This is a genomic window from Riemerella anatipestifer, from assembly GCF_035666175.1.
GTDB lineage: Bacteria > Bacteroidota > Bacteroidia > Flavobacteriales > Weeksellaceae > Riemerella > Riemerella anatipestifer_D.
The window spans coordinates 2,135,164-2,154,653 of record NZ_CP142016.1 but is presented as its reverse complement, the minus strand read 5'-3'; the positions used below and the strand labels follow the sequence as shown (position 1 = coordinate 2,154,653).

The 19,490-nt window shown below is 35.3% G+C and carries 17 protein-coding genes and 1 pseudogene; 4 read left to right on the top strand and 14 right to left on the bottom strand.

Annotated elements, in window-relative coordinates; genetic code table 11:
• Window positions 1-59 precede the first annotated feature (59 nt).
• Complete coding sequence (pth, locus tag VIX88_RS10835) at window positions 60-623, top strand: aminoacyl-tRNA hydrolase (protein WP_014937982.1); 564 nt, start codon at window positions 60-62, stop codon at window positions 621-623.
• Between the two features lie 9 nt (window positions 624-632).
• Here the strand turns inward: pth and VIX88_RS10830 are convergent, their stop codons facing one another.
• From VIX88_RS10830 to VIX88_RS10765, 14 genes and pseudogenes are all read right to left on the bottom strand, one after another.
• Window positions 633-1,757 (bottom strand): hypothetical protein, encoded by a 1,125-nt coding sequence (locus VIX88_RS10830; protein WP_214193872.1) that lies wholly within the window; start codon window positions 1,755-1,757, stop codon window positions 633-635.
• Complete coding sequence (locus VIX88_RS10825; protein WP_237190309.1) at window positions 1,742-2,632, bottom strand: phosphatase PAP2 family protein; 891 nt, start codon at window positions 2,630-2,632, stop codon at window positions 1,742-1,744. The genes VIX88_RS10830 and VIX88_RS10825 overlap by 16 nt, the downstream gene beginning before the upstream one ends.
• 117 nt (window positions 2,633-2,749) lie before the next feature.
• Entirely contained in the window at window positions 2,750-4,354 is a 1,605-nt protein-coding gene (locus VIX88_RS10820; RefSeq protein ID WP_014937979.1) for a SulP family inorganic anion transporter, read from the bottom strand.
• Between the two features lie 141 nt (window positions 4,355-4,495).
• Window positions 4,496-4,792, bottom strand: a complete 297-nt coding sequence (locus VIX88_RS10815; protein WP_004917413.1) for a hypothetical protein — start codon at window positions 4,790-4,792, stop codon at window positions 4,496-4,498.
• An 11-nt stretch (window positions 4,793-4,803) separates the two neighbouring features.
• A complete protein-coding gene (locus VIX88_RS10810; protein ID WP_014937977.1) occupies window positions 4,804-5,487 on the bottom strand; it encodes a carbonic anhydrase in 684 nt (227 codons plus the stop codon).
• 133 nt (window positions 5,488-5,620) lie between these two features.
• The gene (locus VIX88_RS10805; protein ID WP_064969654.1) at window positions 5,621-6,172 is read right to left on the bottom strand and encodes a serine O-acetyltransferase; all 552 of its coding nucleotides are present in this window, start codon (window positions 6,170-6,172) and stop codon (window positions 5,621-5,623) included.
• 211 nt (window positions 6,173-6,383) lie between these two features.
• Window positions 6,384-7,532: a glycosyltransferase gene (locus VIX88_RS10800; protein WP_064969656.1), complete on the bottom strand. Its 1,149-nt coding sequence runs from the start codon at window positions 7,530-7,532 to the stop codon at window positions 6,384-6,386.
• 2 nt (window positions 7,533-7,534) lie between these two features.
• Entirely contained in the window at window positions 7,535-8,467 is a 933-nt protein-coding gene (locus VIX88_RS10795; RefSeq protein ID WP_014411271.1) for a hypothetical protein, read from the bottom strand.
• 5 nt (window positions 8,468-8,472) lie between these two features.
• Window positions 8,473-9,988 (bottom strand): annotated as a pseudogene (locus VIX88_RS10790) (MBOAT family O-acyltransferase).
• A 2-nt stretch (window positions 9,989-9,990) separates the two neighbouring features.
• Window positions 9,991-10,551 carry a glycosyltransferase family 2 protein gene (locus VIX88_RS10785; RefSeq protein WP_064969660.1) on the bottom strand — a complete coding sequence of 187 codons (561 nt, stop codon included), beginning with the start codon at window positions 10,549-10,551 and terminating at the stop codon, window positions 9,991-9,993.
• On the bottom strand, window positions 10,532-10,843 hold the full coding sequence (locus VIX88_RS10780) for a glycosyltransferase family 2 protein (protein ID WP_064969662.1): 312 nt from the start codon (window positions 10,841-10,843) through the stop codon (window positions 10,532-10,534). The genes VIX88_RS10785 and VIX88_RS10780 overlap by 20 nt, the downstream gene beginning before the upstream one ends.
• The gene (locus tag VIX88_RS10775) at window positions 10,825-11,967 is read right to left on the bottom strand and encodes a glycosyltransferase (protein WP_064969664.1); all 1,143 of its coding nucleotides are present in this window, start codon (window positions 11,965-11,967) and stop codon (window positions 10,825-10,827) included. Before VIX88_RS10775 ends, VIX88_RS10780 begins: the two co-directional genes overlap by 19 nt.
• A 2-nt stretch (window positions 11,968-11,969) precedes the next feature.
• The gene (locus tag VIX88_RS10770) at window positions 11,970-12,890 is read right to left on the bottom strand and encodes a glycosyltransferase family A protein (RefSeq protein WP_064969666.1); all 921 of its coding nucleotides are present in this window, start codon (window positions 12,888-12,890) and stop codon (window positions 11,970-11,972) included.
• 12 nt (window positions 12,891-12,902) lie between these two features.
• A complete protein-coding gene (locus VIX88_RS10765) occupies window positions 12,903-14,063 on the bottom strand; it encodes a glycosyltransferase (RefSeq protein WP_064969668.1) in 1,161 nt (386 codons plus the stop codon).
• A gap of 124 nt (window positions 14,064-14,187) precedes the next feature.
• On the opposite strand from VIX88_RS10765, the gene VIX88_RS10760 reads away from it, so the two are divergent.
• The 3 genes from VIX88_RS10760 (at window position 14,188) to VIX88_RS10750 (ending at window position 19,474) form a co-directional block, all read left to right on the top strand.
• Window positions 14,188-15,525, top strand: a complete 1,338-nt coding sequence (locus tag VIX88_RS10760; RefSeq protein WP_064969670.1) for a dihydroorotase — start codon at window positions 14,188-14,190, stop codon at window positions 15,523-15,525.
• A 37-nt stretch (window positions 15,526-15,562) separates the two neighbouring features.
• On the top strand, window positions 15,563-18,487 hold the full coding sequence (locus tag VIX88_RS10755; protein ID WP_064969673.1) for a M16 family metallopeptidase: 2,925 nt from the start codon (window positions 15,563-15,565) through the stop codon (window positions 18,485-18,487).
• A 108-nt stretch (window positions 18,488-18,595) separates the two neighbouring features.
• Window positions 18,596-19,474, top strand: a complete 879-nt coding sequence (locus VIX88_RS10750) for an SDR family oxidoreductase (protein ID WP_064969675.1) — start codon at window positions 18,596-18,598, stop codon at window positions 19,472-19,474.
• Window positions 19,475-19,490: the final 16 nt, after the last annotated feature.

The window sequence follows — 19,490 nt, the reverse complement described above, 5'->3', positions numbered from 1 at the left end:
ACTTTTTTAAAACCAATTATTACTCTAAATTTGCACCGCATTAAAAATAAAGTAAAACCATGAAATACCTTATCGTAGGGCTGGGCAACAAAGGAGACGAGTACACAGAAACTCGCCACAATGTAGGCTTTAAAGTTGTAGAAAAAATTGCAGAAAGCATAGAGGCTCCTTTTAAAACAGCTAACTTTGGCTGGGTAGCAGAGGGTAAATATAAGGGCAGAAAAGTAATATTACTAAAACCCGACACCTATATGAATTTAAGCGGTAACGCCGTGAAGTTTTGGCTAAAAAAAGAGAACATTCCGCTAGAAAATTTGCTTGTCATCACCGATGATTTAGCCTTGCCTTTCGGTACGCTTAGAATGAAAATGAAAGGCTCAGACGCAGGACATAATGGACTAAAAAATATCCAAGAACTCCTACAAACGCAAAACTACCCAAGATTAAGGTTTGGTATTTCTGCCAATTTCTCCGAAGGTAAACAAGTGGACTATGTACTCGGCAAATGGACCGAGGAAGAACAAAGCAAACTCCCAGAACGCCTAGAGCAATTTACTAAGGCTTCTTTAGCTTTTGTTTTCGCAGGTATCCAAAATGCGATGACAGGCTTTAATGGAAAGTAATCCGCTTCGCTAAATTTCCTTTTTATAGATAGTGTACTCCTTGTACATTCTGTGGTTAGGCAAACGCTCTATCTCTGCACGCATCTTGTGGTTTTCTCTCATAATTAAGTGGCTATCTACCGATCTAAAGCCTAGCTTAATTGCAGAACCAAAAAGGTGCGTTGCCAAAACCGCATCTAGACCTTTGTTTTGATAATCTGGTGCAATACCGCCTAACAATAGCACCAATCGTTTAGATGTTTTAGACGCTCTCAAAATATGGAACCAACCCAATGGCAACAGTCTCCCTTTAGCCTTTTTAATCCCTTGGCTTAGGTCTGCCATCGCTATCACAAACGCCACTACCCTCCCCGAACCATCGCTAATAATTTTAATTAACTTAGGATTTAATAATGGGAGAAAACGGTTGGCAAACTCGTCCATTTCTTCCTCTGAAATAGAAGTAAAGCCATAGATTTCTTGATAAGTAGCATTGATAAGGTTAAACACCGACTTCACAAAAGGCTTCACCTGTTTCGTAGAAGTGAACTGATGTACCGTGATGTTCATTCTGCTTTGTATTCTTTCCGTAAAAGCCTCGTAGCGTTCGGTAATTTTAGAAGTTAGCGGAACATCATATTGACACAACTCCACAAAAGAACTGTACCCCGAAGCCAAAATCATTCTAGACATATACTCAAAGCTAGAGTTGGTAATCATCATCGTAGGTTCAGAGAATCCTTTGGTAAGAAACCCTTGAGGCTCTTTGTCGGAAAATCCCATCGGTCCAATAAGCTCTTCGCAACCTTTAGACTTCGCCCATTGCTCTACCTCTTTTAATAACGTCGAGAATACGGCTTCGTCCTCATAACATTCAAAATAGCTAAATCTTGCTGTTTTAAGGTTTTGTTTTTTGTTATACTCATGTGGTATAATCCCCATAATTCTACCAACTGCTTTTCCATTTTGGTAAGCTAATAATAGAATGGTGTCGTTATGCTGAAATGCGGGGTTTCTCTTAGGATTAAAAAACTTCTCTTCATCTATGTAGAGAGGCGGTAGCCACTCCTGATGATTATGGTGTATCTTCTCTGGAAGGTAGATAAAAGCACGAAGCTCTTTAGCCCCTTCTACTTGTTTTATAGTGATTTCCATCGTTTTCGTTTTTTTATAAAAAATAAAGTCATACTTGAACTAAGCAAGTAAACCAATACTCCTGTAACTCCTCCCGCCAAAACATCTACCGCATAATGTGCTTTGATATACACCGTAGAGAAAACAAGAATAAATGTAAATAGAAATATTAAGAAAAATAATTTTCTGTAATGTTTAAATAGCCAAATCAGAACTACTACACTTACGCCCACATGAGAGCTAGGAAATGCCGCCGTAGGAGCTTCGCCCATCAATTGGATTTGTTTTACTGCCATTCCAAAAAGACCATAAGCTTCTACCGTATTGCTAGGATATGGGAAATAAAACTGTGGCCCTTCCGCTGGAACAAAAATAAAAATAGTGTAATAGATAACAAAAGCTGTTATCAATAAAGAACCAAAAAACTCCAATAGATTAGGCTTGTACTTAAAAAGCATTCCCATCACAATGAGAGGCATTAGGTAATAGAAGAAATACCCTAAGAACATCAGTTCACTAAACCAAGGATAATCAAAAACCTTAGAAAACTCTAGCGAAGGCTGAAAGCCAAACAAAAGGTGGTCTATCTCAACTAGCCAACTATCTATTTTATCAAAAAACATAAGATTGAGTTGTGCCGTCTCCTTATAAACCATACCTAAAAAGGCATAGGCTAGCAACCAGCTTACCAGTACTTTTATTTTTGGATAGTTTTTCAGTTGATTATCAAAAAATAAAGCCGCTAAAAACACTGCAAAAAAATAAAATCTCCCTTCTAATATTGGTATAAGAAAAAAGCCATCGGGTTTTACCAACAACACCAAAACTAGCGTAACCACCATATAAAAGGTTAAACTAAACCAACACAACGAAATCCCCCCTAATATTTTCTTCATAGATAAAAAAGCCCCCAAAGATACAAGATTTATGTTTAAGGACAATTAAAAATAAAAGTTGGGCTTCAGCTTTATAAACTGACGCCCAACCTCTAGTGAAAAACTTATAAAATGAAATTAAATTGCTTTACCATGACCAAGCTCTATATGAGAATGTTGGTCTTTTTCATAATCTTTATAAGATGTTCTAAACCCTAGTAACACTACTTCTATATCTTCCTCCTTAGCTCTTACATTAGCAAAGTCTTGTATTAACTCTAATACATCTGTAGTAATATAAGAGGTATTTCTAGCATCTATAGTTACTTTAGAGTTTGGTTTTATATTTTTTAAAGTCTTCTTGATTGCCGCTTTGTTAAGGAACGAAACCTCTTCTGCTAATCTTATGGTAATTTCATCAGCTTCGTCTAACTCTTCACGGCTAAAGTAGTACGCTCTTTTCATATTCCCTTGTAAAATATAGAATATAGAAATCGCCATACCTACTCCCACTCCTTTCAGTAAGTCTGTAGCCACAACTGCAACTACCGTAGCTATGAAAGGAATGAATTGATACTTCCCTTTGTGCCAAAAATGAGCAATTGTAGATGGTTTTGCTAATTTATATCCTACTAAAAGAAGTACTGCTGCTAAAGTAGCCAAAGGTATCTTATTAAGGATAACAGGTATAGATACTGCACAAACTAACAACAATACGCCATGTATAATAGCCGAAACTTTAGATGTAGCTCCCGCATTGGCATTAGCAGAAGAACGAACTACTACTGAAGTCATTGGAAGCCCTCCAATGAAAGCACTCACCATATTACCTATCCCTTGAGCTCTAAGCTCTAAGTTGGTATCTGTAATTCTTCTTTTATTATCTAATCTATCTGCTGCTTCAATACACAATAATGTTTCTATAGAAGCTACAATAGCTATAGTAGCCCCCACTACCCAAATTTGGGGGTTAGTAAATCCTGAAAAATCAGGCAATACAATCATATTTTTAAAATCTTCAGCAGATTGAGGTACTGGCAGATTAACTAAATGTTCTTCACTTATCGCTAAAGAGCTTCCACTAGCCTTGAAAAACTCATTTAATAAAATACCTACCGCTACCGCCACTAATGCTCCTGGTAACATTTTAAGTTTTCTAAGTGCTGCCACATTGTCCCACAACAAAAGAATCGCAAGAGAAACTAATGTTACTATAATTGCCCCCATATGCACCGATGAGCTAAGATTTTGAAGATAGCTAGATATAGAATCAAGATTATAGCCGTTGTCAAAAATGGTTTCATTTCCTTCAAAATCACTATCATATCCTAAAGCGTGCGGGATTTGTTTCATAATAATGATAACTCCAATACCAGCAAGCATACCTTCTATCACATTAGTAGGGAAATAATTAGAAATACTACCTGCACGCACAAATCCTAAAATCAACTGTATTACACCTGCTATAATACCCGCGCAAAGAAAAAGCTCAAACGCTCCTAAATCTGTAATAGCTGTAAGGATAATCGCTGTTAAACCAGCAGCAGGTCCTGATACTGATATATGCGAATTACTAATATAACCTACCACAATACCACCTATAATACCAGAAATAATACCAGAAAGCGGCGGTGCTCCAGATGCTAATGCAATTCCTAAACACAATGGTAATGCTACCAAGAATACCACAAGTCCTGAAGGAAAGTTTTCTTTAAAACCTCCTAATAAAGATGTCTTTTTCATTTTAAATATTGAAATAATTAGAACTCTCGTTTCTACAATAACCAATAACCTCTCTAAGAGAATTTACCGTTATTTCAAACGACTAAAAATTGATAAAATATCAAGCTGAACCTCCTCAGATAAGAAGAGATAGTAGTAATATTATGCTTCTGGAGGCGTATAATGCACCGATAAGAACGGTGAGAGAAGAGCTGCATCATCAGAACTTATAAACACTCTACTGGCGTATTTATAGCTAGACAACAAGGAAAAATCCTGCAAACTCATAACTTCCGAAATCATTTTCTCCGAAAACGAAATGGTTTCTCCAGACTGTGTTTCTTCTTCAGAGATTGTAAAAGTAACTATTGAAATGTCTTCACCAAACATCTTGGCGATACTTGGTAACGCCATAAAGTTTAGGAAAATCATCAACAATAAAATACTTTTAAACCTCATCTAAAAAACTTTTAAGGGTTTAGATTTTTGTTATTTCTTCTACTCATTACCCAATCAGAATCTGTTAGATTGTAGATTTTTTGAATATCTTTAAGCATCTTAGCAAAATCAAGATTCAAATCTATCAACTTACCAGTTCTTAAATCAAACACCCACCCGTGTACAATAGGAAACTCCTCTAAAATGTATCTTTCTTGCACACACGCCATTTTAATTACATTGATGCATTGCTCCTGAACATTCAGCTCTACCAATCTATCGAAACGCTTATGTTCGTCTTCGATAGCGTCTAGCTCCGCTTGGTGTAACCTGTAAACATCTCTAATAGTTCTCAACCAAGGATTAAGCAATCCTAAATCCTGAGAAGACATAGCAGCTTTTACACCTCCACAGTTATAATGCCCACATACCACAATGTGCTTTACTTTAAGATGTTCTACGGCATATTGTATAACTGCTGTAGAACTCATATCTAAAGTATTTACCACATTAGCTATATTTCTGTGAACAAACACTTCGCCCGGCTGAGCTCCCATTAACTCCTCTGCTGTTGCTCTACTATCCGAACATCCAATGTAAAGAAAATCTGGAGTTTGATTTTTAGCTAAATTTTTGAAAAAATCAGCATCTCCACCCAGTTTACTTTCTACCCACTTTTTGTTGTTTTCGAAAATTACTTCATACGAATTTGGCATAATATATAAATTTTAAAATTAGTCTCCTCGTTTTGAATAATTTTCAAACTATCGTCAACACCCTAGGGTATCAAGAATTATGCAAATATAATGTTTTTGAACCAATTAAAGTATTTTTTAACACTTTTTATAATTAAACTTTATGGTTAATATAACCCTCCGTTGCTTGGTCGTTAGGGATAATTTGTGCTGGATTCCCCATAACTACAGAACCACTAGATACATCGGTATTCACATACGCATTAGGGGCTATAAGGACGTTATTCCCTATAGTTATCCCACCCACAATTACAGCATTAGCCCCAATCCAAACTTCATCTCCAATGGTAGGCACGCCCTGCTTTTTGCCTCGGTTCTGCTGACCTATGGTAACCCCTTGTGCTATATTGCAATTTTTACCAATAATGGTTTTCGGATTGATAACCACCGCTCCCCAATGTCCCAAATAAAAACCTTCGCCTATTTGAGTTTCAGGATAAATCTGAAAACCATATTTTATTTGATAGTGCCTAAGAATAAATCGTACAATAAACCCTAAAAAAGGAGTACTTCTATATTTCTGTGCTTTACGAAACCAATAAATATAATGCAGATTAGGGCTGAAGCATTTTTTCAAAATCTGAATCCCAGAAAGCCACTTTCCACTCTCTCGGTAGAAGTCTTTTTGTATAGTAGTGTAATTCATCTAAGTCCGCTTGATAAACTTATGGCAAAGATAGAGAAATATCTCTATAATATCCAGACCGTGCGTGAGGGCGAAAGGCATTGTGGGAGCTCATCTTATAAAAAATGAAAGGAATCAGCCTTCGATTTTATAAGATAGCGACTGCCCGAAGACCGACCCGAGCCTAAGCCACTGCAAGGACTAGGGGCACGCCCTAATAAAAAAAGCGGCTCTAACTATCTAAGATTTGCATTATCTTCTCCACAGAATTGGTAAGATTGAATGGCATTTGGTAATCTTTTAGTTTTTCTTGATAGGTTTGAAAATACTGTGGATTGGTAAGTGCCTTTTTCATTCCTTGGTAAATACCTTCTTCTGAATTATCTACAATAAATCCTAGCTCTCCATCTAAGAGCATCTCTCTAACCCCAGAAACATCTGTTGCGATAATATTCTTTCTCAAAGTAATCGCTTCAAACAACACGGTAGGATAGCCCTCGTACCTCGAACTTAAAATATAGAAATCGGCATTTTTGAAATACGGATATGGGTTATCTGTAAAGCCTAACATATCTACTGTATCATCTATCACAAGTTCTGTTTTGAGATTTTGAATATTATCAAAATCATAGCCATCTCCTATAATTTGTACACGATGTGGCAAACCCTCGTCTAAGAGCCTTTTGTGTACTTTGAGAAGTCTATCAAACCCCTTTTGTGGAAACACCGTACCAACGGATACAAAAGTTGGAAGCATCGGTTTGGGCAACTCTTCTACCTTACTTTTATTAAGAATTTCCTGCGTGTCAAGTGGATTATAAATCCTAACAATTTTATTTTTTTCCGCCTCACTTTGAGCTAGGCTTTCAAAGTCTTTCCGTATATATTCAGATATGACCATAATCTTATCATATCCAAAAAACTTTCTAATTTCAGCATCTGTATAGTTGTGAAATTCGGTTTTTCTTAAATCGTTATGTATCCAGATGATTTTCTTAGATTGTTTCAACGGCGAATTTAACACCTCATCTCTAAAACCGTGTATGGCAGCTAATTCAACATCGTACTTTTTACCTTTGAGAATAAAATGATAAAGTAACTTTGGAAACTTTTTTAGTATTCCTTGATAAATAACTCTAAACGCTTTTTGAGGAATATCCTGCAAACGATTAGTGGTTATCATTTCTCCTTTGTTTAGATACAAAATATTAACCCAGCTAGGAACTTCCGATAGATATTTCCCCGAGTATAAATTGAGTAACAAGTCCACCTCATACTTATCTGGCGGAAGGTTTTTAAGAAAAGTTACCAGTACCTTCTCCGCTCCACCATGTCTCAATGAACCTATACGAATGAGAAGTTTCTTTTTTTTATCACTCATATCTATCTTTTTAAGGTTTTTAAATAAGTAATAAAACTTTCGTTAAACTTAACGACCGCCTCTTGGTTAAGATGATTACTATCGTAAAAGTCTATGGTATCGTTTAAAGGTAATTCGCCATAAAAATTCTTATAAGTCCCCATAGTTGATAGAAGACTATCCACCGATTTGTTATTCGTTTTAGACTCATAAAGTTTTTTGGTAATAGGGGCTTGAACTAAAATATAGGGTATATTTCTTTTCTTAATATAGTCTAAGTTTTCCTTCAGAGCCTCAATTTGTTTAGGGTTAAGTTCCCACTTGCCTTTTGCTTCTTCTAGCATTGGATTTTTTCTAAACTTTGTTTCCACAAAACCACCTCCCTGCACATAAACATCATCATTCTGTATACTTGGTTCAGAAAATGTTTTATTTAAACCTAATATTTGTCTATATAAACCATAAATAGCTGTATTAAAAACTGCTAAGTGCCTAGTACGCCGTACCATTTCAATAGCATTAACATCTATTTTATTGTTACTTAACATATCCAAAGAAGACTCTACACCATCAGCCGAAAGCGTTCCTGCATACACTTCGTAAACTATCATTTTAGGTTTTATCCTATCCAAATATTGCTTGAGTAACACCTGCGTGTTAATAGGTGATTGCGAACTAGAACCTAAATTAAATGAAGAAATACCATTTTTACTAAATACCCTAGTATCAAAACCTCGATAAGCGTGTGATGACCCTAAAAATAAAATATCTGGACTTTTTTCTAGATTGCCAACATCTCTGGTTCTGGAAAACAAATGACCATAGCACCCCACACAGTTTCTCACATTCTTAGCCATAAATGGTGGCATTATCTGGCTCCATATTGGCAAAACTACTACATAGAACACACTTCCAAAAACGGAGAAAAATATAATCTTTTTTATAAATGATTTCATATCTATTAAAACTGAAAATAAATAAATGGTGTCTCGTTAGTCTGCATAAATAGACCGATTAAAAGAAGGAGAAAAGAATAAAATAACCACCTCACAATCAGTAAATTACCCCCCCCCTATTTTAAAAAAGACAATATTAGTGAGCTTTTGTGGATACTTTATTCCTACTTTTATTTCGTTTGTTAAGAATTTTTCTAATGCAAACTCTCCTCTTCGTCCTTGCCATTCCATTATCAATAAAAAGCCAACTAGAATCAGAGTAGCTAATGCCGCCTTATTAAGACTAGGAAAACTGAATAATGATGGTTGAAATATGTTAGTAATATAAGAAACAGCATAAGCCATACTTTCTGCTCTGAAAAAAATCCACGCAAAAACCATCAATCCAAAGGTAGTAAGCATATTAAAAACATCCCTTAAAGAAGGGAGTACTTTATCATGAGCCACCACTTCTATATTATTTCTATTTGTTTTCAGTACAATGGATGGCATTATGAAAAGGGCATTTAGAAATCCCCAAACAATAAAGGTCCAGTTGGCTCCGTGCCAAAACCCACTCACCAAGAAAATAATGAAAGTATTTCTAATTCTCATCCAATTTCCGCCCTTGCTCCCACCCAAAGGAATATATAGATAATCCCTAAACCAAGTGGAAAGAGAAATATGCCAACGTCTCCAAAATTCTGCTACATCACGAGAAAAGTAAGGATAAGCGAAGTTCTTCATCAAATCAAACCCAAATAAACGAGAGGTACCTATGGCAATATCCGAATAACCAGAAAAATCTCCATAAATTTGAAAGGTGAAAAATAGAGCTCCAAGCACTAACGTACTTCCCGAAGAGGTATCTGAACTCGCAAAAATCTGATTAGCATAAACCGCACAGTTATCCGCTATTACCATTTTCTTAAAAAGCCCCCAAAGGATTTGACGCATACCGTCCACCGCCTTAGTGTAGTCAAATTCTCTCTTTTTATAAAATTGAGGCAATAGGTGTGTGGCCCTCTCAATAGGTCCCGCTACCAACTGCGGGAAAAAGCTCACAAAGGCACTAAATGCAATGAAATCTTTGGTTGGTTCTAGTTTCTTCTTATACACATCTATAGTATAGCTTAATGTTTGGAAAGTATAAAAACTAATCCCCACAGGAAGCAAAATATTAAGTGTATGAATAGATGGTTTTTGTCCAAAAAAAGTAAATGCTGCTATAAAGTTATCTATAAAAAAGTTACAATACTTAAAAAATCCTAAAAATCCCAAATTGAGTATCACACTAATGGTAAGATACATCTTTCGTTTTTTAGGCTTCTCATCTAAAGCCAGTAATCTTCCTAAAGAATAGTCCAACACTGTACTAAACAGAATAAGAAAAAGAAAACGCCAATCCCACCAACCATAAAAAATATAACTTACAACTACTATAAAGAAGTTTTGTAGCTTTATATTTTTATGAAATACAAACCAATAAAGTATAAAAACTATTGGTAAAAATATCGCAAATTCTATTGAGTTAAAAAGCATAATTAATCTACTACAATATCATTTTTATAAATTCCTTTTTTCTTTAAAACTTTGAATAACCAAGGAAAAAATAAAATTATTAAAAGTTTACAGATATGTTTCTTGTTATCTCTAAAGTTATTTAAAACATATAGATTAACTTCTTCTATTGTAATCTCCTTATGTGGATCAAATTGAGATTTAATAAAACTTTTTATTTCTTCTCTTTTATTATAATTTTGTTGTGAAAGAGACACTCCATCATTCATTTTTCTATATAAAAAGAAAGGCTCTGGAAGATATTTAAACCTAAATCCTGCACTTGCTATCCTAATCCAAAAATCCCAATCCTCTGCATAAAACAAACCCTCATTAAACCCTCCCACCTTATCAAAAACTTTCTTTCTAAAAAGACTAGTTACAGCCATCAAATTACCAATACACATCAACTTAAATTTGGAAAAATTGCCTTTTTTTGAACTATAGGTAAACGCTCCAAAAGTTTTCAAGTCACAGTAAACCACATCATAATTTGAATTTTCATTCAAAAACTTAATTACCTTATTAATTTCTGGTAGTAACAAGGTCTGAATCTAAAAAAAGTATATACTCCCCTTTTACTGATTTTATTGCTGTATTTCTTGCAGAAGATGGTCCTTTATTTTCTTGAAATAAAATTGTAACAATATTATCTTGCTTATAGTTTCTAAAGAAAGAAATTATTTCTCCATTCGTAGAACCATCATCAATAATTAATACTTCATACTTATAATTGATATTAGCATTTCTAATGCTTTCTAAACATTCTTGCAAGTATTTTACCGGAGTATTATATACTGGGATTATAATTGATAGTTTTATAAAATCTTCTTCCATTGTTCTAAAATTTTATCTTTTTTCCATTTTTGTGCCTCCCTGTAGGAGGAGTGTGATAAACGCTCTAAATCCGCCGGACTATCTAATAGATACTGTAGCTTTTCTCTGAATAAATCTTTATTTCTAAGCGGAATTAAAAAACCATTATTCTTATTGATAATATCTGACGGTCCATAATTACAATCATAAGCCACTAAAACATTTGAACAAAACATGGCTTCTAATAAAACAGTAGGCAAACCTTCTTTCAAGGAAGTAAACACAAAAACTTTAGACCTTTCTAACAAACTTTCTATTTCATTCACCGTTCTATTGCCTAAAAAAGAAACTTTGTTCTCTAAATTATTACTCTTCACTAATTTTTCTAGCTCTTCTCGTTTATCTCCTTCCCCTACAATTTGTAATTTCCAATCCGAATGAAGATTAACTTGAGATAAGATCTCCAATAATTCAGCAACATTTTTATCTCTATCTAACCTACCCACATACGATATCAAATTAAACTTCTCCTGAAAGCCAATTTTTTTCTTACTATCAAAAGGTTCTCCTATAATATTGGCAATACAACTGGTCTTATTAAATTGTTCATAATGTAACATAGACGGTCGGTTAATAACAACCACTTGCTTCAAATTCTTATAAAAAACCCTTCTCAGAAATCCCTTATAAAAAAAACCACCTGTATTAAAATCTGTATGCTCCCATGCTATAGTTCTCTCTCTCACCCCGCTCCACAAAGAAATAAAAGAAGACAACTTATACCAACAAGAGATAATAGTATCGTAATTCTGATGATTCTTTCCTAACCAATTTTTTAACATTAAATAAACCCCTATATGATAAATATAGGCATTGATGTTCTGTATTTTAGGAATAAATCTAAGCCACTTTACATTAAATTCACATATTTTCCAAGCCCAATGTGAAAAAGTATCTATATGATGTATTTTGACATTTTCATTTAATGGATAAAAATTAGGTCTGGGCGACATCAACAATAGAATTTCTACCTTATACCCTTCCGCCACAAGCTCATTGGCCAAAGTGGTCATTACCTTAGCCACGCCACCCGGTTTAAATAGTTTGTAGTATACCAATAGTACCTTTTTATCTTTCCCTTCCATAATTATCTCACTTTATGATACAAAAAACTAAAGGGTAAAAGTCCCCAACTTAACACCTTTATCAAAGACGGTTGAATATCCATCAAAATATTTCTAAGGGAGTTGCCATTTTTAAATGAATAGTACTGATAGCCTACAATATTCCTTAGTAATGCTTTAGGATACGCCAATAACCCACCCCCATAGCTGTTGAGAAAAGACAAATGTCCTTCCTTTAAACCATAAACATTCTTTCCCGTCCATCTAGTGTTGGAAACAGAGGCAGCGTCATCTTCATCTTTATGATACACCCTCACCACTTTATTAACAAACCTTGTTTTAATTCCTTTAGCATCATATTCATTAAAAATTACCGATTGTGGAATGTAACCTTTCCCTTTGTAGGAGCTATAATTCTTCCCAAGGATTTGGCGATGGTAAGTTGGTGTAATAAAAATTCCAAATTTATCTCCTCTAACCTTGTACTTATAACGCATATCGAAAATACTTCCGTCAAATCCGCCATGAGGATACTCATCACCCACTATTTCTCCATTTTCATCTACGGAAAGTCCCATAACACCAATATAATCGTCAGGATTGTTAATGCCTTCCACCTCATTAAGAAGAATTTCCAAAGCTTCACTAGGATAAGAATCATCAGAGTCTACCACCATGTGATAAGGTGTAGTAACCTTCTTTATACCATCTAACACCGTTAAAAATTTATGCTGATTAGGCTGATAACAATACTCTATCTCAAATGGACTTTCCTCCTTAAATCCTTCCACCACTTCCTTAGTGTTATCGGTGGAGCCATCATCCATAATCAACCACTTAAAACCTAAAAAACTCTGCTTTTTTAAAGAGTTAAACACCCGTGGCAAAGTGTGAGCTCGGTTATAGGTTGGCGTAACTATCGTAATTTTTATATCGTTGTTCATTTTTAATTACATTTACTTAGTAACTACCAATCTCTCAAACACTTCCGTAACTTGAGCATATATCTTTTTCTCATCAAACTTTTCATCAGCACCTAAAGTTCCTTTTTTAATTCTCTCCACCAATTCTGGATTGGTAAGGAATGATTTCATCGCTTCAAAGAGTTCATTTTCATCATAATTAACTAAAACACCGTCTTTCCCATCGTCTATCATCTCTGGTATGCCTCCTACATTAGTGGAAATGATTGGCTTCCCCAATGCCATAACTTCGCCTATCGTCAGTGGATAACTCTCCGATTGAGACGGTAGCACAAAATAATCCGATGCTTTAACATAAGGCCAAGGATTTTTTTGAGTATCCAAAAGTAAAAAAGTTTTTTCTACGGATAGTTCTTTAGCTTGATTTTTCAGATTTTCCATTTCATTTCCTCCACCTATAACGGCAATAGAATGCAATAATCCCTCGTCTATCAATCGTTTATGAACTTTTATTAAAGTATGATAACCCTTTCTGCTATGCAATCTTCCAATTGAGGTAAAGCACGGACGGACATCAAAATCTAATTTAAAAGCCTCTGCTTTTTCTCTCGCTTCATTGATTTTAATAACATTATAAATAACTGAACTTTTTGGGTAAGTTACCCCATACAAATCTTCTATCACCTGTCTAGTTTGTGCTGCCCCAAAAATCATCCAATCAAACTTTTTCATCAAATCAATACGTTTTTTTACCCTTGCCTCATCTTTATCATAGCTAACATCAGTGTGAAACCACCCTACTTTTTTGGATTTTTTATTAGGTGAGTTGAGCACCATCTCAAATTCTGCATAGCCTGGCGATACCTCTATATCGTATTCTTCCTTTACTTTAGATGCATACAACAAACCCGGAAATTTATCGTAAAACCCTAGTTTCAGTCGCCTTAGTCCCAGTTGTATTTTTTGAACAAAAGCATTTCGAGACATCTGCTCTCTCCCTTTTTCCACAACGATAAGCCTAATATCTTTAGGTATTTCGGAGACCAATTCGCCTTGATACAAATTAAGCATCAAAGCCAAATCAAACTTATCCTTAGGAAGGTTTCTCAACAAGTCCAAAACCACTCGTGGCACACCTCCCATCTCTAAAGATCTAAGCCTAAATAATACTTTTATTTTTTGTGATTTATCCATAATTCTCAGCAAAGATAAACAAAGTAATTATGTTTTTTCAACAAGTTAAGTTCATACTTTGTTTATTTATAAAATAATAAATAAATTTACGCTCTAATGAATCCTAAAAAGTAATTTTACCAAAATGAAAGTACTCATTAAAAACGCTCAAATCGTTAATGAAAACCAAATTTTTCAATCAGATATTCTTATAGAGAATAGTTTAATCACTAAGATAACCCCCTCAATATCAGAAACCGAAGCCTACCAAATCATAGATACTAAAGGGTTACACCTTCTACCTGGGGTAATAGACGACCAAGTCCACTTTAGAGAACCAGGGCTTACCCACAAAGGAACTATTGAAACTGAAAGCTGTGCTGCCGTTGCTGGAGGCGTTACGAGTTTTATAGAACAACCCAACACCGTTCCTAATGCGATTACACAAGAACTTTTAGAAAATAAATATCAGATAGCTTCGCAAACTTCTCACGCCAACTACTCTTTTTCTATGGGTGGAACCAATGACAATTTAGACGAAGTCCTAAAAACTAATCCTAAAAATGTAGCTGCTATAAAACTTTTCTTAGGTTCTTCTACAGGAAATATGCTGGTGGATAATCCAGAAATTTTAGAAGAAATTTTCTCCAAAGTTAAGATGCCTATTTGTGTACATTGTGAAGACGAAACTACCATTCGTAAAAATACAGAAGACTACAAAACCAAATTTGGCGATGATATTCCTGTAAAATACCACCATCTCATCAGGAGCGAAGAGGCTTGTTTTATTTCATCAGCTAAAGCCGTAGAACTCGCTCAAAAAACAGGTGCAAGACTGCATATTTACCATTTATCAACCGCTAAAGAGACCATATTATTAGATAATATGACTCCTCTAAAAGACAAAAAAATAACTTCAGAAGTTTGTGTACATCATCTTCATTTTACTAATGAAGACTATGAAACTAAAGGTAGTCTTATCAAATGGAATCCTGCCGTTAAAACTAAACAAGATAAAGACGGCTTATGGGAAGCGCTGCTCGATGGTAGAATAGATGTGATAGCAACAGACCACGCCCCACACACCTTAGACGAAAAACAAAAACCTTACACACAATGTCCTTCGGGAGCACCTCTTGTACAGCACTCTTTGCAAACGATGTTAGAGTACCATAAAAAAGGAAAGGTAAGTCTAGAAACCATTGTGGAGAAGATGTGCCACAATCCAGCCATCATTTTCCAAATAGAAAAGAGAGGCTTTATAAGAGAGGGCTATAAGGCAGATTTAGTCTTGGTAGATTTAAACGCTGAACAAACAGTTTCCAAAGAAAATATACTTTATCATTGTGGTTGGAGTCCGTTAGAAGGCGAAACTTTTCATTCCAAAATCACTCATACCTTTGTTAATGGGCATTTAGCTTATCACAATGGAGAAGTTTCCTCTACTAAACACGGAGAAAGACTTTTATTTGATAGAAACTAAACTTTAATAAAAAAACAATAAAACTAAATTATTCATTATGAGATTGAAAAAATCATTTATCCTCTTGATGCTTTTCCTATCGTTAGGGATATTTGCCCAAAATTACGAATGGAAAAGTGCTTCGTCTGCTGGATACGACTACAAGTATGTTACCAGCGACCCAATGAAAGCCCGTTTCTACACTCTAAAAAACGGACTGACTGTAATTCTTAGCCCTACGCCTAAAGACCCTAGAATTCAATGCTACATTGCGATAAAAGCGGGAAGTAAAACAGACCCTGCTACCAACACAGGCCTAGCTCATTACCTAGAGCATATGATGTTTAAGGGTACTGATAAATACGGTTCGTTAGATTGGACGAAAGAAAAAGTAGAGCTTGATAAAATAGATGCGTTGTACGAACAGTACAATAAAACAACTGATGAGGTTAAAAGAAAAGCCATCTACCGAAAAATAGACTCTATTTCTGGAGTAGCTGCCAAGTTTGCCATTGCCAACGAGTACGACAAAATGATGTCTGCTATGGGAGCTCAAAACACAAATGCCTTTACAAGTTTTGAACAGACGGTTTACACAGATGATGTACCTAGCAGTTCATTGGACAAATATTTAAAGGTACAAGCGGAAAGATTTAGAAACCCTATTTTAAGGATATTCCATACTGAGTTGGAAGCTGTTTATGAAGAGAAAAACCGAAGTCTAGACAGCGATGGCAGTAAAGTTTTTGAAACTCTTTTCGCTAACTTATTTAAAAACCACAACTACGGTAAGCAAACCACTATCGGTACTGTGGAACACCTTAAAAACCCTTCTTTAGTAGAGATTAGAAAATACTTTAACACTTACTATGTGCCTAACAATATGGGCATCATTATGTCGGGAGATTTTAATCCAGACGAAGTGATTAAGAAAATAGACCAAAGTTTTGGTTATATGAAATACAGCCCTGTGCCTAAATACACATTCTCTCCAGAAACACCTACCAATCAACCTATTATTAAAGAAATTGTAGGTCCTGATGCAGAAGGTCTTACTATGGGCTTCCGCCTTCCAGGCAATAAAGATAAAGATGTTCTGTTAGCTGATTTGGTAGGACAGATTTTAACCAATGGTAAAGCGGGATTACTAGACCTCAACCTTGTAAAAAAACAAAAACTTCTTTCCGCAGGAGCGTTCTCTTTTTTGCTTATAGACCACGGTGTACTTTACATTAGTGCTAAACCTACCTCTGGACAATCTTTAGAAGAAGTAAAAGATTTGGTACTTAACGAAATCGATAATTTGAAAAAAGGAAACTTTGATGACCAACTCATCACTTCTATCGTAAATAATATGAAGAAGATGAAAATCAAAGATTCTGAAAACTACGGCGACCGTGCTAGCGTTCTAATGGACGCCTTCACTTCCGAACTAGATTGGAAAGACCAAGTGGCTTATGTTAACAATCTTTCTAAAATCACAAAACAGCAGGTGGTAGATTTCGCTAACAAATATTTAGGAAATAACTATGTTGCAGTACTTAAAAGAAAAGGAGAAAAACCTGAAAGCATCAAGATAGAAAAGCCTGAAATCACTCCAGTAGAAACTAATGCTGATAAACAAAGTGATTTTGTGAAGATAGTTGCTTCTATGCCGAGCAATAGTTCTAAACCTGTATTTTTAGACTACAACAAAGACCTTAAAAAATCTAAACTTGCACAAGCAGAAGTGCTTTATGTACCTAATCAAGACAATAGTCTTTTCAGATTGATGTATCGTTATAAGATAGGAAGTCTTAACGATTTAAAGCAATCTATCGCTTCACAATACATTCAATTTTTAGGAACAGATAAGAAATCTTCCGAAGCTATTTCTAAAGAGTTTTACAAAATCGCTAGTAGCTTTAAAGTATCTACAGGAGAGGAATACACCACCGTTACAATAGAAGGTTTACAAGAAAATTTTGACCAAGCGGTAAGCCTATATGAAGATTTAGTTCTTAATGCTAAACCTGACGAAACTGCTCTTACTAACCTAAAAGCGAGGCTTATGAAAGGGAGAAAAGATGCTAAACTTAACAAAAATGCTATCTTACAAGGGCTTACTAGCTATGCTACTTATGGAGCGGACAACAAATTCAACTATGTGCTTTCAGACGATGAGCTTAACAAAATCACCGCTGATGAACTTGTGGCGAGAATTAAACAACTCAACAGCTACGAGCAAACCATTATTTACTACGGTCCTGAAAAACTAAATGTACTTGTAAACAAATTGAGTAAACTCCATAAGATGCCAAGCACTTTGGCAAAACCAAACCCTGCAAAGGTATTTACACAAGTAAAACAGGATAAAAATCAAGTTTTATTTGCTGATTATGATATGGTTCAAGCTGAGACTAGATGGATTAGAAATACAGACCTCTACGACCCTAACAAAACCGCCTTGGTAAAGGTATTCAATAATTACTTTGGTGGTGGTATGGGTGCCATTGTATTCCAAACCATTAGAGAGAGTAAGGCTTTAGCTTACAGCACCTTTGCTTACTATGTTCAGCCAAGCAAAAAAGAAGAGAAGTACACTTTATTAGGATATGTAGGTAGCCAGTCAGACAAGTTCAACGAGGCAACCGCTTCTATGAACGAGCTACTTAACAAGCTCCCAGAACTTCCAGAAAACCTTAACCTAGCTAAAGGACAAACCAAAAAAGATATAGAAACCGAACGCATTACACAAGACGGTATCATCTTTAATTATTTGGAAACTCAAAGACTAGGATTAAAAGAGGATATTAGAAAAGTTATCTACCAAACTGTTGATAAAATCAACTTTGCAGATTTAAAAAATTTCCATCAAAATTATCTTGCTAACCAACCTTACACCTATGCTATTGTAGCATCTAAAGATAAGGTTAAAGAAGAAGATATGAAGAAATTAGGCGAACTTAAAAAGCTAAGTTTGGAAGAAATCTTTGGATACTAGACTAATCCTCCGCTTAAGGCAAAAGAAGTCGAAACATAATTGTTTCGGCTTTTTTTGTCCTTTACTCTAAAAGATTTTATTTAACTTTAGACCTAAATTTAATTCAAAATGAACTATACAGATTCTATGCTCAAAGAGAATGCTCTTAAAGATAAAGTAGCCATTGTAACAGGTGGTGGTAGCGGATTAGGAAAAGCCATGTCAAAATATTTCTTAGAATTAGGGGCTAAAGTGGTCATTACTTCTAGAGATTTAGACAAACTAAAAAACACAGCTACAGAACTAGAAAAAGCTACTGGCGGTACAGTATTGCCACTCTCTTGTGATGTTAGAAATTACGATGAAGTAGAAGCAATGAAAACGGAAGTCCTAAAAACTTTTGGAAAGATAGATATTTTAGTAAATAATGCTGCGGGGAACTTTATCTCGCCTACCGAAAGGTTATCTGCCAACGCCTTTGATGTCATTATTGATATTGTATTAAAAGGAACTAAAAACTGTACTCTATCTATTGGCAAGCATTGGATTGAAGAAAAACAAAAAGGAACTGTACTTAATATTGTTACCACTTATTCTTGGACAGGCTCTGGCTATGTAGTACCTTCGGCTTGTGCAAAGGCAGGTGTATTGGCAATGACAAGAAGCCTTGCTGTGGAATGGGCAAAATATGGCATTAGATTTAACGCGATAGCACCAGGACCTTTCCCTACCAAAGGAGCATGGGAACGCTTACTACCAGGAGATCTTGCTGAGAAGTTTGACATGAGAAAAAAAGTTCCTCTACGAAGAGTAGGCGAACATCAAGAGTTGGCAAACCTTGCGGCTTATTTGGTTTCTGATTTCTCGGCTTACATCAATGGAGAAGTAATTACCATAGACGGTGGCGAATGGCTACAAGGTGCTGGGGAATTTAATATGTTAGAACAAATCCCTGCCGAAATGTGGGACGCCCTAGAAATGATGATAAAGGCAAAAAAAGGCAGTTAACACTAACCTTTTTACA

Coding starts and splice junctions, on each gene's coding strand:
- pth (WP_014937982.1), top strand. CDS start 60: ATGAAATACCTTATCGTAGGGCTGGGCAACAAAGGAGACGAGTACACA.
- VIX88_RS10830 (WP_214193872.1), bottom strand. CDS start 1,757: ATGGAAATCACTATAAAACAAGTAGAAGGGGCTAAAGAGCTTCGTGCT.
- VIX88_RS10825 (WP_237190309.1), bottom strand. CDS start 2,632: ATGAAGAAAATATTAGGGGGGATTTCGTTGTGTTGGTTTAGTTTAACC.
- VIX88_RS10820 (WP_014937979.1), bottom strand. CDS start 4,354: ATGAAAAAGACATCTTTATTAGGAGGTTTTAAAGAAAACTTTCCTTCA.
- VIX88_RS10815 (WP_004917413.1), bottom strand. CDS start 4,792: ATGAGGTTTAAAAGTATTTTATTGTTGATGATTTTCCTAAACTTTATG.
- VIX88_RS10810 (WP_014937977.1), bottom strand. CDS start 5,487: ATGCCAAATTCGTATGAAGTAATTTTCGAAAACAACAAAAAGTGGGTA.
- VIX88_RS10805 (WP_064969654.1), bottom strand. CDS start 6,172: ATGAATTACACTACTATACAAAAAGACTTCTACCGAGAGAGTGGAAAG.
- VIX88_RS10800 (WP_064969656.1), bottom strand. CDS start 7,532: ATGAGTGATAAAAAAAAGAAACTTCTCATTCGTATAGGTTCATTGAGA.
- VIX88_RS10795 (WP_014411271.1), bottom strand. CDS start 8,467: ATGAAATCATTTATAAAAAAGATTATATTTTTCTCCGTTTTTGGAAGT.
- VIX88_RS10780 (WP_064969662.1), bottom strand. CDS start 10,843: ATGGAAGAAGATTTTATAAAACTATCAATTATAATCCCAGTATATAAT.
- VIX88_RS10775 (WP_064969664.1), bottom strand. CDS start 11,967: ATGGAAGGGAAAGATAAAAAGGTACTATTGGTATACTACAAACTATTT.
- VIX88_RS10770 (WP_064969666.1), bottom strand. CDS start 12,890: ATGAACAACGATATAAAAATTACGATAGTTACGCCAACCTATAACCGA.
- VIX88_RS10765 (WP_064969668.1), bottom strand. CDS start 14,063: ATGGATAAATCACAAAAAATAAAAGTATTATTTAGGCTTAGATCTTTA.
- VIX88_RS10760 (WP_064969670.1), top strand. CDS start 14,188: ATGAAAGTACTCATTAAAAACGCTCAAATCGTTAATGAAAACCAAATT.
- VIX88_RS10755 (WP_064969673.1), top strand. CDS start 15,563: ATGAGATTGAAAAAATCATTTATCCTCTTGATGCTTTTCCTATCGTTA.
- VIX88_RS10750 (WP_064969675.1), top strand. CDS start 18,596: ATGAACTATACAGATTCTATGCTCAAAGAGAATGCTCTTAAAGATAAA.